The sequence below is a fragment of the Actinoallomurus liliacearum genome (assembly GCF_039542035.1).
In the GTDB taxonomy this organism is placed as follows: Bacteria; Actinomycetota; Actinomycetes; order Streptosporangiales; family Streptosporangiaceae; genus Actinoallomurus; species Actinoallomurus liliacearum.
In genome coordinates this window covers 40,408-54,379 of record NZ_BAABHJ010000026.1, presented here as the reverse complement: position 1 = coordinate 54,379, position 13,972 = coordinate 40,408, and the positions used below count along the sequence as shown (strand labels likewise).

Sequence of the window (13,972 nt, the reverse complement as noted above, 5' to 3'; positions counted from 1 at the left end):
GAGGACTTCGGTGACCCAGCCCCGCCCCACCGCGTCCGCAGTCGCGGGCACCGGCCGAATGGCGCCCCGATGAGCACGCCGACCTCCGCCGCCTGCGGCCACGCCCCGCTCGACGACGCGACCCTCGGCACGCTCCTCGCCGGGGCGGCCGCGCGGCGCACCGCGCCGGTACGGCTCGTCGGGCCCGGCCTGCACGACCTGGCCGCCCGGCTGATCGCCGACGGGGTGCCGGTCGAGGTGTCCGTGCCGCGCCGACGCGACGCCCGCGCCCTGCGGCGGGCCGCGCGCCGCGCGGGCGGGAGCGTCCCGCCGGTCGGCGTCGGTGAGATCGACATCGACCTGCCCTTCTCCGCCGCGAGCCTCCCCGTGGTGGCCTGCCGCCTCGATCCGAAGACCTTCGCGTTCCCGCGGCACACCGTCCGCGAACTCGGCCGGGCGATGGCACCCGGCGGCGTGGTCGTCGTCCTCCCCGGCGAGCGGGCGTCCTGGCCGGCCGGCCTGGTCGACGCGTGGGCCGCAGCCGCCGGGCTCACGCCGCCCGACGAGCGGGAGACCGGCGGCGCGCTGCCGTTCGCCGGCGCGGTGTACCGGGCCCGCGACTGACCGTCGAGGGCCGGCTGAACGTCCGGCCCTCGACCGGACGTTCAGCCGGCCTGGACGGCGAGGGTCAGCAACCGCACGAGTTCGTCGGTCCGTTCCGCCAGGTCGACACGGTCCGTCCGGGCATCGGAGACGTGCTGGACGCCGAAGAACGCCGCCGCCGTGATCCGGGCCAGCTCCTCCGGAACCAACCCCGGGCGCAGTTCCCCGGCCGCCCGCGCGTCGGCGTACAGCTCGGTGAAGGCGTTGATCCAGCCGGTGTACGGGGCGGGCAGCTCGACGTCGATGACGTTGCGCTCCGCCTGCAGGCGCACGGCGCCCCGCACCAGCGGATCGTGCTCGAACTCCTCCGCCAGGGCGGACAGCACCGCCCAGATGGTGTCGAGGGGGCCGTCGGACTCGCCGCGCAACCGGTCGATGAGCGCCGGCCAGCGGTCGTAGAAGTCCGCCACGATGGCCGCCGCGATCTCGCCCTTGGCCGGGAAGTGGAAGGTCAGCGCCCCCTTGGCGACCTTCGCGCGCGCCGCGATCTCGGTCATCGACGTCGCCCGGTAGCCGTTCTCGGCGAACGCCTCGGACGCCGCCCGCAGGAGCGCCTGCCGGGTCCTGCGGGCACGGTCCTGCTTGAGTTCTGGGGAGGGGCTCACGTGCCGTCCGTTCAGTTGCGCACCGCGTAGCCGGAAGGGTAGCGGTCGCCGGCGGCCGCGCCGACCGGCACGGCCTCCTCGATCGCGGCCAGGTCCTCCGGCGTGAGCGTGATCTCGCGGGCCGCGGCGTTCTCCTCCAGCCGGGCGCGCCGCCGGGTGCCGGGGATCGGCACGACGTCCTCACCCTGGGCCAGCACCCAGGCCAGCGCGAGCTGGGCGGGAGTGACGCCCTTGCCGGTGGCGACGGCGCGCACACGGTCGACCAGCGCGAGGTTGGCGGTGAGGTTGTCGCCCTGGAAGCGCGGGTTGCGGGACCGGAAGTCGTCGGCCGAGAAGCCCCCGCCGACCGTGCCGGTGAGCATGCCGCGGCCGAGGGGACTGTAGACGACGAGCCCGGCGCCCAGCTCCCGCAGCGTCGGCAGGATGTCCTGCTCGATGTCGCGGGTGAACAGTGAGTACTCGTACTGGCCCGCCGTGATCGGGGCCACCGCCGCGGCGCGGCGGAGGGTCTCCGGGGTCGCCTCGGAGATGCCGAGATGGCGCACCTTGCCGACCGCCACCAGCTCGGCCATCGCCCCCCACGTCTCCTCGACCGGCACCCCCGGGTCGACGCGGTGCTGGTAGTAGAGGTCGATGTGGTCGACGCCGAGGCGTTTCAGCGAGGCCTCGCAGGCCGCGCGCACGTGCTCGGGCCGCCCGTTGAACCGGTTGCTCCCGTCCGGCGCGCGCTCGATGCCGAACTTGGTCGCCAGCAGTACCTCGTCCCGCCGTCCGGCGATCGCCCGGCCGACGAGCTCCTCGTTGGTGAAGGGCCCGTAGGCGTCGGAGGTGTCCAGGTGGATGACGCCCAGGTCGAGGGCGTGGCGGATCGTGGCGACGGACTCCGCCTCGTCGTCGCGGCCGTCGTAGTAGTCGCTCATCCCCATGCAGCCCAGGCCCATCGCCGAACTCGACAGCCCATGACCGAGCACCCGCAGTGACATCGCACCGTTCCTCTCAAAAAAAGACCGTACAGTCGGTTTTTTATCAGCCCCTGAGCGTCCCCGCAACCGAGGTCCTGGTCGCGTGCCGGACCTCAGGCGGGGACCTTGACGAATCCCATCGACTCGTAGAGGGCGCGGGCGCGGGCGTTGTCCTCGGTCACGGCGAGCGAGAGCCGGTCGTACCCGAGCTCCGCCAGCGCCCCCATCGTCGCGTGGATGAGCCGGCGGGCCAGGCCGCGGCCGGTGTGCGACGAGGCGGTGAACACGAACGCCAGCAGCGGTGTCCCCCGCCACACCGTCACCAGCGCGGCCGCGACGGGACGGCCGTCCTCCTCGGCGACGAACGACGCCTCCGGCAGGAACGGGCCGTACTCTCCGTCGAAGGTCAGCCGGATCTCCGCCACGGCCGACGCGACACCGTCGCCGGCGTCCCGCTCGTCCGGGGTGCCGCGGTAGGCGTCCCACATGAGGGCGCCGAGGAGCGGCAGGTCCTCCCGCGTCGGCGTGCGGAAGGACCCGTCCACCAGCGCCGGCGACCCGGACAGCGTCGCGTCGAGTCGGTATCGCCGGGGCTCGGCCGGAGTCTGCGTCACACGGCGAGACTAGACCGCCGGACGGACCGGCATCCGCAGGATCGTGCGCATCTTCGCCGGGTCGGTCTCCTGGAGGTCGGACAGGTACACCTCGTGGTGCAGGCCGTTCGGCACCATCCCCGTCTCCCTCATGGAGGCGTCCATCCGCGCGAGGGTGCGCGGCTCGTCGGCGTACGGCCCCCGGTGCAGCACCTGGACGCAGCGTCCCTCGGTGTAGGTGACGAGTTGCACCCGCGCGGCGGCCGGGTGCGGCGCGGCCTCGCGCGCCTCGTCGTACCAGGCGTCCTCCACCGTGTCGGGCAGCCGGAGGAACATCTGCCAGTGCCACTCCTCCCGTGGCACGTCGAACGGCGACCGCTCGTCCTCGACCCACCACCGGCCCTCGAGCGGCGGCAGGTCGAACGCCCGCCCGTTCCGGGCGGCCACGCCGCACAGGCCGCCCGCGACGGCGTACAGCGCTCCGACGCACGTGCCGTACGCGGCGCCGCCGGGCTCGCCCTGGCCGACGACGCCCAGGCCACGGGCCGGGCCGAACTCGACGAGCTCGGGCTCGTCGGCGGCGGAGTAGAGGTTCTTCATTCGGACTCCTTCACTTCGATCATCAGGTGGGTCACGAGCCGCTCGGGCGGCGTGCTCGCGGGATCGGAGACGTAGACCTCGCGCAGCGGCCCGGCGGGGGTGTGCCCCCGGTCGCCCGCCCAGGCCAGCAGCGCGTGCGCGGTCAGACCGATCTGGTCGTACGGCCCGACGTGGGTCGCGGACGCGAACAGCCCGCCGCGCAGGACGTCCGGCGCGGTGCCCGGCACGGCCGTGTCCGTCTCGACGCCGACCGTGACCAGGACCTCCGAGGTCAGGTCCAGCGGGAACAGCCCGATCGGCGCCCGGACGACCCCGGCCGCCGCGCACGCGTCCATGAGGCGGGCGACGCACGCCGACGTCACGGCGCCGATCCCGTCCGGCGGCGCGACGTCGCGGACGGCCGCGACGCGGCGGGCCGGTTCGCGGACCAGGCTCACGTCGGGGCGGGGCAGCCCGTCGGCGAGGATGCGCTCCAGCGCCGCGAGGTTGCGCCGCCGGCGCGCCAGGTCGGCCTCCATCGCGTCCCGTACGCCGCCCAGCGCGCCGGTCCCGGCGGTCAGCACCCGGCCGATCGCCGGGAGCGGCACATCGAGGGAGCGCAGCAGGCCGATGACGAGGGCGTCCCGGGACTGGTCCGGCCGGTAGTACCGGTATCCGGTGTCCGGGTCGACGTGGGCCGGGACCAGCAGTCCCAGGTCGTCGTAGTTCCGCAGTTGCTTGACGCTCAGCCGGCACAGCCGGGCGAACCGCCCGATCGGAAGGTATCCCTCGTTCACCCGCATCAGCATGGGCTCTCCCACAGTGGGAGAGTCCAGCCGGAGGCGATTCAGGTCTTTTACCCGTAATGTCGCAGTCGTGGTCGAGCAGATGTGGCGGGCGGTCGGGGTCTACCGGTTCATCGCCCTCCTCTATGCCGCGGTCATCATCGTGCGCGACCACCCGCGGTACGCGCATCCCACCGGCGGCCTGGCCGTGCTCGCCGTGATGGCGGCGTGGTCCGTGCTGGCCACGGCGGCGTACTCCCGGGCGTCGGCACGCCGGCCCTGGCTCGTCGGCGCCGACGTCGCGGTCGCGGCGGCCCTGGTCCTCGCCACCCGGCTGGTCGACACGGCCGCCCGCATCGACCACGGCGCCGGGACGCTGCCCCTGTGCTGGGCCGCGGGCTCCGTGCTGGCCTGCGCCGTCGCCGGCGGACCGTGGGCGGGGGTCGCCGGGGCGGCCGTCCTGTCGGCCGCCGACGTGCTCGAGCGCCAGGCGCTGCCGCGCAACACCTTCAACGGCATCGTGCTGCTGGTCATCGCCGGCACCGTCGGCGGTCACGTCGTACGGCTCGTGCTGCGCGCGGAGGCCGCCCTCGACCGCGCTGCCCGGCGGGAGGCGGCCACGGCCGAGCGGCAGCGCATCGCGCGGGACATCCACGACTCGGTGCTGCAGGTCCTGGCGCTGGTCAGCACGCGCGGCCGGGAGCTCGGGGGCGAGGCCGCCGAGCTGGGCCGGCTCGCCGGCGAGCAGGAGACGGCGCTCCGGTCGCTGATCGCCCTTCCGCCGACACCGGCCCCGGACGGCCGGTTCGACGTACGGACACTGCTGGAACCCCTGGCCGGTCACCGGGTCACCGTCTCCTGCCCCGCGCAGGAGGTGCTGCTGCCCGAGGCGGCGGCCCGGGCCCTGGCCGCCGCGACCGGCGAGGCGCTCGACAACGTCCGCCGCCACGCGGGGCCGGACGCGCGGGCCTGGGTGCTGCTCGACGACGAGGGCGAGGCCGTCGCGGTGAGCGTCCGGGACGACGGGGTGGGATTCGCGGCCGGCCGCCTGACACAGGCGGCCGAGGCCGGGCGGCTCGGCGTCGCGCAGTCGATCGTCGGCCGCGTCGGTGAACTCGGCGGGGAGGCGGCCGTGACGTCGGTGCCCGGCCGGGGAACCGAGGTCGAGCTACGGGTACCGAGGAACGAGGTCGCACGCCATGGACGCTGACGGTCCGCCCCGCCTGCTCGTGGTCGACGACCATCCGATCTGGCGCGACGGCATCGCGGAACGGCTGACGGCGGCCGGCCTCCCGGTCGTGGGCACGGCCGGCGACGGCGCGCAGGCGCTGCGGGTCGCCAAGGCCACCCGGCCGCACGTCGTCCTGCTCGACCTGCACCTGCCGGACCTCGGGGGCGCGGAGGTGACCCGGCGGCTGCTGGCGGCGGACCCGTCCGTCCGCGTACTGGTCCTGTCGGCGAGCGGGGAGCGCCAGGACGTCCTCGACGCGGTCACGGCGGGCGCCACCGGCTACCTGACCAAGTCGGCGTCCCTCGACGAGGTCGTCGCGGCGGTGCGCGCGGCGGCGGTCGGCCAGGCGGTGTTCACCCCCGGACTGGCCGGCCTCGTCCTCGGGGAGTACCGCAGGCTGGTCGCCGCGCCGGAGAAGGAGACGCCCCGGCTGACGAACCGGGAGACCGAGGTGCTGCGACTCGTCGCCAAGGGCCTGACCTACCGCGAGATCGCCGAACGGCTCGTGCTGTCGCACCGCACGGTGCAGAACCACGTGCAGAACTCCCTGACCAAGCTGCAACTGCACAACAAGGCCCAGCTCGTACGCTACGCGCTCGAACAGGGTCTGGACTGACCCGGCGCGGTTTCTTGCGGAAAGTTGCCGCAATCACCGGTCGGCCGCGCCGAGCGGTCCGGTGGAGCCGCGGACGACCAGCTCGGGCCGGAAGACCAGCTCGGTGTGCGGCGCGCCGACGCCCTGGATCTCGTCGAGGAGGCTGCGCACCGCGACCAGGGCCATCTCGCGGACCGGCTGGCGGACCGTGGTCAGCGGCGGGTCGACGTAGGCCATCAGCGGGGAGTCGTCGAAGCCGATGACGGAGACGTCCTCCGGCACCCGCAGGCCGCGCTGCCGGACCGCCCGGATCGCGCCGATCGCCATCATGTCGCTGCCGCAGCAGATCGCCGTGCACCCCTGGTCGAGCAGCCGCTTCGCCGCGGCCTCGCCGCCCTCGACGGTGAAGATGGTATTGACGATCCGGTCGTCCACCTCGGCGACTCCGAGGTGCTCGGCCATCCCCCTCCGGTAGCCCTCGGTCTTGCGGATGACCGGCACGAACCGCTCCTGGCCGACGGCCAGCCCGATGCGCCGGTGTCCCAGGTGCGCCAGGTGGGCCACGGCCAGTTCCATCGCGCCGACCTCGTCGCTGGAGACGAACGTCGCGTCGACCCCCTCGGCGTAGCCGTTGATCAGCACGATCGGCAGCCCGCGGTCCGTGAGGCGCTTGTAGCGGCCGTGGTCGGCCTGCGAGTCGGCGTGCAGCCCGGAGACGAAGACGATCCCGGAGACCCCGCGTTCGAGCAGGAGGCCGGTGTAGTCGTCCTCGTTGATGCCGCCGGGCGCCAGCGCGCCCAGCACCGCGGTGTAGCCGTGCACGGCCAGGGTGTTCTCGATGACCTGCGCGAACGCGGGGAAGATGGGGTTGTCCAGCTCGGCGACGATCAGGCCGATCAGCCCGCTGCGCGGCGGCCGGAGGCGGACGGGGCGTTCGTACCCGAGGACGTCGAGCGCGTCGATGACCGCCTGCCGCGTGGCCGGCGCGACGCCCTGCCTGCCGTTGAGCACCCGGCTCACGGTCGCCTCGCTCACTCCGGCTTGGGCGGCGATGTCCGCCAGGCGCATGCTCACATGCACGAATGTACCGCCGGACGGAACGGATCGGGCCGGACTCGTTGCCGTATTCTTTCGCAAGCTTGCAGCAAAGTCTTGCCAGCAACCGGCGTACGGGTTACCGTCGCGGCAACACAGCGGAAACACAGCGGCCGCCAGACCCTCGGGGGACCCCGCCCACTCTCCTCACCCAGGAGGCCCCGCATGCTGAAACGCCTGCTGCCCGCGCTGGCCGTCGCGCTGGCGGCCACGATCACGCCCCTGGCCGGCGCCGCGCCCGCCGGGGCGTCGCCCACCGGCGACCACGACGTCATCGCCAACCTCTTCGAGTGGAACTGGAACTCCGTCGCCTCCGAGTGCACGAACGTGCTCGGCCCGCAGGGGTACGGCGCCGTCCAGGTCGCCCCGCCCGAGGACTCCCTCACCCGCAGCGGCCACCCGTGGTGGGAGGTCTACCAGCCCGCCGACTACGACGTGAACAGCCGCATGGGCACCCGGTCGCAGTTCGCCGCCATGGTGTCGGCCTGCCACGCCGCGGGCGTCAAGGTGTACGCCGACGCGGTCATCAACCACATGACCGGCCAGGGCAGCACGAGCTACGGCGGCAAGAGCTTCACCAAGTACGCCTACCCGGGCATCTACTCCTCGGCCGACTTCCACAACTACCCGTCCGACTGCCCGGAGTCCGACGACCAGATCCACAACTGGAACGACTTCACCGAGGTCACCAAGTGCGAGCTGAGCAGCCTGTCGGACCTGCGCACCGAGTCCGACTACGTGCGCGGCAAGATCGCCGGCTACCTCAATGACCTGTTGTCCCTCGGCGTGGACGGGTTCCGGGTCGACGCGGCCAAGCACATCGGCGCGACCGACCTGGCGGCCATCGAGGCGAAACTGACCAGGTCCGCGTACATCTACCAGGAGGTCATGCCCGGCAGCAGCGGCAGCCTCGCGCCCAGCGCCTTCGAGGGCACCGGCGACCTGCTGGAGTTCATCTACGGGCAGAAGCTCAAGGAGCAGTTCAACGGCAGCATCGCCAACCTGCAGAGCTTCGGGCAGTCGTGGGGCATGGAGCCGAGCGACAAGTCGGTCGTCTTCGTCGCCAACCACGACACCGAGCGGAACGGCAGCACGCTGTCCTACAAGGACGGCACCAAGTACCGGCTGGCCACGATCTTCTCGCTGGCCTGGAACTTCGGCACCCCGCAGGTCTACTCCGGCTTCGACTTCAGCGGCACCGACGACTCCCCGCCCGCGGACGGCAACGGGTACGTGACGAACACCAACTGCGCGAGCGGCTGGCAGGGCTGCCTCGACCGCACGTTGGGCGGCATGGTCGGCTGGCACAACGCCGTGAGGGGCACGTCCGTCGCGAACTGGTGGTCCGACGGTTCGAACCAGATCGCCTTCGGCCGCGGCGCGAAGGGCTACGTCGCGATCAACAACTCCGGCGGCACGCTGAGCCGTACGTTCGCCACCGGCCTGCCCGCCGGGACGTACTGCGACGTCATCGGCGGCGGCGTGTCCGCCGGGAAGTGCACGGGCACGGCCGTCACGGTCGACGGCTCCGGCAACGCGACGTTCTCGGTGAGCCCGGGCGGCGCCGTGGCGATCGACGTCGCGGCCACCGGAACCGGCGGTGGCGGCACCGGCGTCGTCCAGGTGACGTTCAACGAGTACGCGACGACCTACTACGGGCAGAACGTCTTCGTCGTCGGCTCGATCCCCGCGCTGGGGAACTGGGCGCCGGGCAGCGCCGTCGCGCTGTCGTCCGCGGGCTACCCGACCTGGTCCGCCGCCGTGTCCCTGCCGGCGAACACCACCTTCCAGTACAAGTACCTCAAGAAGAATCCGGACGGCTCGGTCACCTGGGAGTCCGATCCCAACCGGTCGTACACCACCGGGTCCGGCGGCACCGCCACGATCAACGACAGCTGGCGCTGACCCGCCCAGGCGCCCGGGACGCGTCGCGTCCCGGGCGTCCGCGCGTCAGGCCGTCCGCTCCCGCAGCCTCGTACGGCGGAGCAGCTCGCGCGGTGTCCGGCCACCGCCGAAGCACCACAGGGCGATGACGGGGTCGCAGATGGCGCATCCCATGGACGAACTGTGGGCGAAGGGGATGATGGGATGGCCCTTGAGATGGTGGACGACGTCCCAGACGGTGTGCAGCAGCCAGCCGACGCCGATCCACCGCCACGAGTCCAGGCCGCGGAAGGCGACGTAGGTGACCAGCCCGGTGAAGGCGAACTCCCAGCCGCCCATGCCGCCGCCGCTGAGGTAGGCGGCGCCGGCACCGGCGATCATGAGGGCGTTGACGCGCCGCCGGTGCGGTTCACGGATGAGGGACATCAGCAGCGCGTACGCGAGGCCGACGCCGATCGGCGCGATGTAGGGCAGAAACTCCATGCTCCATGGGTACGCGGACGGCGCGGCGGCTCCCAGTGGCGTGAGTGACAGGTTCCAACGGGAACTCGCCAACCGGCGCCGAACAGGCCGCTGACCGGCCACTTCGATCGGATCGACGACGATGTGGAGCGTGGGAGCGCTCCCAAATTCCGGTTGCGTTCTCGTAACGCCCCATTGCGCCACCTAAGCGACAGGCTTAACATTCCGGCAATCGAAGCGCTTCGACAGGAGCGGACCTTGGTAAAGATCTCTGACGTGGCCAGCCACGCCGGCGTCTCCCCCAGCACGGTGTCCTACGTGCTGAGCGGCAAGCGGTCCATCTCGGACCAGACGCGCCGCCGGGTCATGGACAGTATCCGGGCCCTGGGTTACCGCCCGCACGCGGGGGCCCGCGCGCTGGCCAGCAACCGTTCCAACGTCATCGCGCTCGTCGTCCCGCTCCGCTCCGGCATCCACGTGCCGATCGTGATGCAGATGGTCATCGGGGCCGTGACCAGCGCCCGCGCGTACGATCACGACGTCCTGCTGCTGACCCAGGACGAGGGCGTCGACGGCCTCGAGCGGGTGGCCGGCTCCGCCCTCGTCGACGCGATCCTCGTGATGGACGTCGAACTGCACGACGTACGGCTGCCGGTGCTGCGCTCGCTGGACCGGCCGTCGGTGCTGATCGGGTTCCCGGCGGACCCGACCGGGCTGACCTGCATCGACTGGGACTTCGAGGCGGCCGGCGCGGCGTGCGCCGAGTATCTGGCCGACCTCGGGCACCGCGAGATCGCGCTGATCGGCGCGCCGCCCGCGGTGTACGAACGCGGCACCGGCTTCGCCGAGCGCACGAAGGCCGGCTTCCAGCGGGCCGCCGCCGAACGCGGCGTCCACGCGGTCGTCCGGCCCTGCGACCCGGACCACGCCCGGGAGGCCGCCGACGACCTGCTGCGGGACCACCCGGGCCTGACCGGCGTCGCGGTCCACAACGAGCCCGCGGTCGAACCGCTGCTCGCGGCGTTCCGCGCGACCGGGCGCCGCGTCCCCGACGACCTCTCGTTCATCGCCATCGCTCCCGACGACCTCGCGGAGCGGCTCGACCTCACCTCGATCTCCATCCCCGCCGAGGAACTCGGCCGCCGGTCGGTCGCCCTGCTCATGGAGAAGCTGGACGGCCACCAGCCGCCCGGCGCCACCCTGCTCCCCTCCCGCCTCGTCGTCCGGTCCAGCACACCGGCGGCCTGACGAATTCCACGACTCCTTTTTTCGGCACTCGTCGAAGCGCTTCGACAATTTTTCACCCCCTGGAGGATCCCCGATGTTCAAGGCGACAAAGGCGCTCGCGGCCCTGGCCGTGGGAGCGCTGGCCCTGTCCGCGTGCGGCGGCGGTGGCGGTGGCGGCGGCTCTTCGTCGAAAGAGCTGAAACTGTGGCACTACGAGACCCAGGACAGCGCCATGGGGATCGCGTGGAACCAGGCGATCAAGGAGTTCGAGGCCGCCCACCCGGGCGTCAAGGTGAAGTTCGAGGAGAAGGGCTTCGAACAGATCCAGAAGACCGCGCCGATGGTGCTGAACTCCAAGGACGCCCCGGACATCCTGGAGTACAACAAGGGCAACGCGACCGCCGGTCTGCTGTCCAAGCAGGGCCTGCTCACCGACATGACCGCCGAGGTCACCAAGCGCGGCTGGGACAAACTGCTCCCGCCGAGCGTCGCCGAGACCGCGAAGTACGACGCCAAGGGCGTCATGGGCGGCGACAAGTGGTACGGCGTCCCGAACTACGCCGAGTACCTGCAGGTTTATTACAACAAGGCGATGTTCGACAAGTACGGCATCAAGGTGCCCACGAACTTCGCCGAGTTCACCAAGGCGATGGACACGTTCGTCGCCAAGGGCGTCACTCCGCTGTCCAACGCGGGCGCGGAGTACCCGGCGCAGCAGTACCTCTACCAGCTCGCGCTGAGCAAGGCGGACCGGCCGTGGGTCGACCGGTTCGAGCGCTACACCGGGAAGGTCGACTTCCATGACCAGGCGTGGACGTACGCCGCGAACACCTTCTCCGACTGGGTGAAGAAGGGCTACATCGCCAAGAACTCCTCCGGCGTCAAGGCCGAGGACGCCGGCACGTCCTTCATGAGCGGCAAGTTCCCGATGTTCTTCTCCGGCAGCTGGTGGTACGGCCGCTTCGAGAAGGAGATCAAGAACTTCCAGTGGGACACGTTCCTCTGGCCGGACACCAAGCTGACGCTCGGGTCGAGCGGCAACCTGTGGGTCGTCCCGAAGGGGTCCAAGAACAAGGATCTCGCCTATGACTTCATCAACATCACGATGCAGAAGGAGATCCAGAACCTCCTGGCCGACAACGGCGGCGTGCCGGTCGCGGGCGACCCCTCCGGTGTGAAGGACCCGAAGAACAAGAAGCTCATCGAGAACTACCAGACCCTGGCGAACAACGACGCGCTGGGCTTCTACCCGGACTGGCCGGCGCCGGCCTACTACGACGTGCTCGTGGCCGGGACGCAGAAGCTGATCACCGGCTCCGCCTCGCCGAGCTCGGTCCTGGACGGCTTCGCCAAGCCGTACAACGAGAACCTCTCGAACATCGGCCACTAGCGACACCGCCGACCGCGGGGAGCGGGCGGCCCGGCCGCCCCAGGGCCGGCCCGGCCGCCCGCCCCTCGCACCGGAGACACACGATGACTCAAACCCTGAGCGCGCCGCCCGCGAAGGCGGTGTCCAAGCCCGCCGGCCGGCCGCGCCGCGGCCTGTCCTACTCCGTCTACCTGATCCCCAGCACGGTGCTGTTCGTCGCCGTCATCCTGGTGCCGTTCGTGATGAACATCGGCTTCAGCCTGACGAAGTGGGACGGCATCGGCTCGCCGGAGTGGGTCGGGCTGGACAACTACAGCAAGCTGCTGTCCGACGGCTCCTTCTGGGCCTCCTTCGGGCACAACGTCGCGCTCGTCATCGCCATGGCGATCATCCCGTTGGTCATCGGCCTGGTGCTGGCGGCCGCGCTGTTCGACTTCATCGCCAAGCGGTTCGGCCCGCGCACGGCCGCGATCCTGCGTGCCTGCATCTACCTGCCGCAGGTGCTGCCGTTCGCGGTGGCCGGGATCGTGTGGGCCTGGATCCTCGCACCCGACAACGGCGCCCTCAACGCGGTCCTCAAGGCGATCGGGCTGAAGTCGCTCCAGGAGGACTGGCTGGGCGACCCGAAGCTCGCGCTCTACACCGTGATGGGGGTGATGGTCTGGGTGCAGGTCGGCTTCCCGCTCGTCGTGTTCATGGCGGGCCTGCAGCGGGTCGACCCCTCCCTGTACGAGGCGGCGGAGATCGACGGCGCGTCGTGGTGGCGGAGGTTCTGGCACATCACGATCCCGCAGATCCGCCCGGAGATCTACGTGGTGCTGCTGACCTGCACGGTCGCCGCGATCAAGAGCTTCGACAAGATCTACATCCTGACGAAGGGCGGCCCCGGCGGCGCGACGAACGTCCCCGCCTACTACTCGTACCAGAACTTCTTCGAGAAGACCCAGGTCGGCTACGGCGCCGCGATCGCGACCGTGCTGACGCTCATCATCATCGTGGTCATGGCAGTGCTGATCAGCCGCCAGAACAAGGCCGAGGGGGCCGACCGATGACAGCCATCAGCGCCAGGCGCGGCACTCCGGCGCGCCACGGTCGCCCCGCGTCCGGAGCGCACCGGCGGACTCCGGGAGCCTGGGCGGTGCTCGCGTCGCTCGCGGTGCTCGCGGTGGTGATGCTGCTGCCGTTCGTCATCATCACGTTCAACGCGTTCAAGACCCCGGCGGAGTACTCCAGCAACGGCCCGCTCGCCATGCCCAAGGGCTTCTACCTGCAGGGCATCAAGGACTTCTGGGAGCGCGTCGACTTCGGCACCAAGCTCGTCAACAGCCTGATCATCAGCGGCTCGGTCGCGATCCTCGCGGTGATCCTCGCGGTGCTGAACTCCTACGCGCTCGGCATCGGCCGGATCAAGGGCCGGGTGTGGATCCTCGTGCTGTTCCTGCTGGCCAACACGATGCCGCAGGAGGTGCTGGTCTACCCGCTGTACTTCCTGTCGAAGAAGGTCGGCCTGTACGACACGCGGCTCAGCGTGATCATCATCCTCACCGCGATCCAGACGGCGTTCGGCACCTACCTGCTGTCGTCGGTGCTGTCGACGTTCCCGCGCGAGATCCTCGAGGCGGCGCGGATGGACGGCGCGGGCCGGTTCCGCATCCTGTGGCGCGTCGTCGTCCCGATCAGCCGGCCGACCCTCGGCGTGCTGTTCGTCTTCTTCTTCATCTGGACGTGGAACGAGTTCTTCCTCCCGATGATCTTCCTGATCTCGAACGAGAACCAGACGGTGCCGGTCGCGCTCGGCGTGCTCCAGGGCCAGAAGATGATGGACGCCACCATGACGAGCGCGTCGGCCCTGCTCGGCATCATCCCGGCGGTCGTCTTCTTCCTGATCTTCCAGCGCACTCTCAGCCGCGGCATCACCGTCGGTGCCGTCAAGTAAGAAGGAC

At 71.2% G+C, this 13,972-nt stretch carries 15 protein-coding genes; 8 read left to right on the top strand and 7 right to left on the bottom strand.

Annotation, left to right across the window (positions count from 1 at the left end; genetic code table 11):
- Positions 1 to 69: 69 nt before the first annotated feature.
- A complete protein-coding gene (locus ABD978_RS30950; RefSeq protein ID WP_345362681.1) occupies positions 70 to 603 on the top strand; it encodes a hypothetical protein in 534 nt (177 codons plus the stop codon).
- A 41-nt stretch (positions 604 to 644) separates the two neighbouring features.
- Here ABD978_RS30950 and ABD978_RS30945 read toward each other — a convergent pair whose 3' ends face one another.
- The 5 genes from ABD978_RS30945 to ABD978_RS30925 form a co-directional block, all read right to left on the bottom strand.
- Positions 645 to 1,247: a ScbR family autoregulator-binding transcription factor gene (locus ABD978_RS30945; protein WP_345362678.1), complete on the bottom strand. Its 603-nt coding sequence runs from the start codon at positions 1,245 to 1,247 to the stop codon at positions 645 to 647.
- Between the two features lie 11 nt (positions 1,248 to 1,258).
- Positions 1,259 to 2,230, bottom strand: a complete 972-nt coding sequence (locus ABD978_RS30940; RefSeq protein WP_345362675.1) for an aldo/keto reductase — start codon at positions 2,228 to 2,230, stop codon at positions 1,259 to 1,261.
- 92 nt (positions 2,231 to 2,322) lie between these two features.
- Positions 2,323 to 2,823 carry a GNAT family N-acetyltransferase gene (locus ABD978_RS30935; RefSeq protein ID WP_345362672.1) on the bottom strand — a complete coding sequence of 167 codons (501 nt, stop codon included), beginning with the start codon at positions 2,821 to 2,823 and terminating at the stop codon, positions 2,323 to 2,325.
- 9 nt (positions 2,824 to 2,832) lie between these two features.
- Positions 2,833 to 3,402: a GyrI-like domain-containing protein gene (locus tag ABD978_RS30930; protein WP_345362669.1), complete on the bottom strand. Its 570-nt coding sequence runs from the start codon at positions 3,400 to 3,402 to the stop codon at positions 2,833 to 2,835.
- A complete protein-coding gene (locus ABD978_RS30925) occupies positions 3,399 to 4,190 on the bottom strand; it encodes a MerR family transcriptional regulator (RefSeq protein ID WP_345362666.1) in 792 nt (263 codons plus the stop codon). Before ABD978_RS30925 ends, ABD978_RS30930 begins: the two co-directional genes overlap by 4 nt.
- 67 nt (positions 4,191 to 4,257) lie before the next feature.
- Here ABD978_RS30925 and macS point away from each other — a divergent pair, with 67 nt between their 5' ends.
- Both macS and ABD978_RS30915 read left to right on the top strand, forming a co-directional pair.
- Positions 4,258 to 5,376 (top strand): MacS family sensor histidine kinase, encoded by a 1,119-nt coding sequence (gene macS, locus ABD978_RS30920; protein WP_345362663.1) that lies wholly within the window; start codon positions 4,258 to 4,260, stop codon positions 5,374 to 5,376.
- Positions 5,366 to 6,013, top strand: a complete 648-nt coding sequence (locus ABD978_RS30915) for a response regulator transcription factor (protein ID WP_345362660.1) — start codon at positions 5,366 to 5,368, stop codon at positions 6,011 to 6,013. Before macS ends, ABD978_RS30915 begins: the two co-directional genes overlap by 11 nt.
- Positions 6,014 to 6,046: 33 nt before the next feature.
- Here the strand turns inward: ABD978_RS30915 and ABD978_RS30910 are convergent, their stop codons facing one another.
- Positions 6,047 to 7,060 (bottom strand): LacI family DNA-binding transcriptional regulator, encoded by a 1,014-nt coding sequence (locus ABD978_RS30910; RefSeq protein ID WP_345362967.1) that lies wholly within the window; start codon positions 7,058 to 7,060, stop codon positions 6,047 to 6,049.
- A gap of 192 nt (positions 7,061 to 7,252) precedes the next feature.
- On the opposite strand from ABD978_RS30910, the gene ABD978_RS30905 reads away from it, so the two are divergent.
- Entirely contained in the window at positions 7,253 to 8,992 is a 1,740-nt protein-coding gene (locus ABD978_RS30905) for a carbohydrate-binding module family 20 domain-containing protein (protein ID WP_345362657.1), read from the top strand.
- Between the two features lie 45 nt (positions 8,993 to 9,037).
- On the opposite strand, the gene ABD978_RS30900 is transcribed toward ABD978_RS30905, so the two are convergent.
- Positions 9,038 to 9,454: a DUF6010 family protein gene (locus ABD978_RS30900; protein ID WP_345362654.1), complete on the bottom strand. Its 417-nt coding sequence runs from the start codon at positions 9,452 to 9,454 to the stop codon at positions 9,038 to 9,040.
- Between the two features lie 237 nt (positions 9,455 to 9,691).
- Here ABD978_RS30900 and ABD978_RS30895 point away from each other — a divergent pair, with 237 nt between their 5' ends.
- The 4 genes from ABD978_RS30895 (at position 9,692) to ABD978_RS30880 (ending at position 13,965) form a co-directional block, all read left to right on the top strand.
- On the top strand, positions 9,692 to 10,681 hold the full coding sequence (locus ABD978_RS30895) for a LacI family DNA-binding transcriptional regulator (RefSeq protein ID WP_345362650.1): 990 nt from the start codon (positions 9,692 to 9,694) through the stop codon (positions 10,679 to 10,681).
- Between the two features lie 73 nt (positions 10,682 to 10,754).
- Entirely contained in the window at positions 10,755 to 12,050 is a 1,296-nt protein-coding gene (locus ABD978_RS30890) for an extracellular solute-binding protein (RefSeq protein WP_345362647.1), read from the top strand.
- Between the two features lie 83 nt (positions 12,051 to 12,133).
- Positions 12,134 to 13,081 (top strand): carbohydrate ABC transporter permease, encoded by a 948-nt coding sequence (locus ABD978_RS30885; RefSeq protein WP_345362644.1) that lies wholly within the window; start codon positions 12,134 to 12,136, stop codon positions 13,079 to 13,081.
- Entirely contained in the window at positions 13,078 to 13,965 is an 888-nt protein-coding gene (locus tag ABD978_RS30880) for a carbohydrate ABC transporter permease (protein WP_345362641.1), read from the top strand. Before ABD978_RS30885 ends, ABD978_RS30880 begins: the two co-directional genes overlap by 4 nt.
- The last annotated feature ends 7 nt before the right edge of the window (positions 13,966 to 13,972 follow it).

What these genes read in the sequence shown, in the direction of transcription:
- ABD978_RS30950 (WP_345362681.1), top strand. Translation starts at nt 70, where the DNA reads ATGAGCACGCCGACCTCCGCCGCCTGCGGCCACGCCCCGCTCGACGAC.
- ABD978_RS30940 (WP_345362675.1), bottom strand. Translation starts at nt 2,230, where the DNA reads ATGTCACTGCGGGTGCTCGGTCATGGGCTGTCGAGTTCGGCGATGGGC.
- ABD978_RS30930 (WP_345362669.1), bottom strand. Translation starts at nt 3,402, where the DNA reads ATGAAGAACCTCTACTCCGCCGCCGACGAGCCCGAGCTCGTCGAGTTC.
- ABD978_RS30925 (WP_345362666.1), bottom strand. Translation starts at nt 4,190, where the DNA reads ATGCTGATGCGGGTGAACGAGGGATACCTTCCGATCGGGCGGTTCGCC.
- ABD978_RS30915 (WP_345362660.1), top strand. Translation starts at nt 5,366, where the DNA reads ATGGACGCTGACGGTCCGCCCCGCCTGCTCGTGGTCGACGACCATCCG.
- ABD978_RS30910 (WP_345362967.1), bottom strand. Translation starts at nt 7,060, where the DNA reads ATGCGCCTGGCGGACATCGCCGCCCAAGCCGGAGTGAGCGAGGCGACC.
- ABD978_RS30905 (WP_345362657.1), top strand. Translation starts at nt 7,253, where the DNA reads ATGCTGAAACGCCTGCTGCCCGCGCTGGCCGTCGCGCTGGCGGCCACG.
- ABD978_RS30900 (WP_345362654.1), bottom strand. Translation starts at nt 9,454, where the DNA reads ATGGAGTTTCTGCCCTACATCGCGCCGATCGGCGTCGGCCTCGCGTAC.
- ABD978_RS30890 (WP_345362647.1), top strand. Translation starts at nt 10,755, where the DNA reads ATGTTCAAGGCGACAAAGGCGCTCGCGGCCCTGGCCGTGGGAGCGCTG.
- ABD978_RS30885 (WP_345362644.1), top strand. Translation starts at nt 12,134, where the DNA reads ATGACTCAAACCCTGAGCGCGCCGCCCGCGAAGGCGGTGTCCAAGCCC.
- ABD978_RS30880 (WP_345362641.1), top strand. Translation starts at nt 13,078, where the DNA reads ATGACAGCCATCAGCGCCAGGCGCGGCACTCCGGCGCGCCACGGTCGC.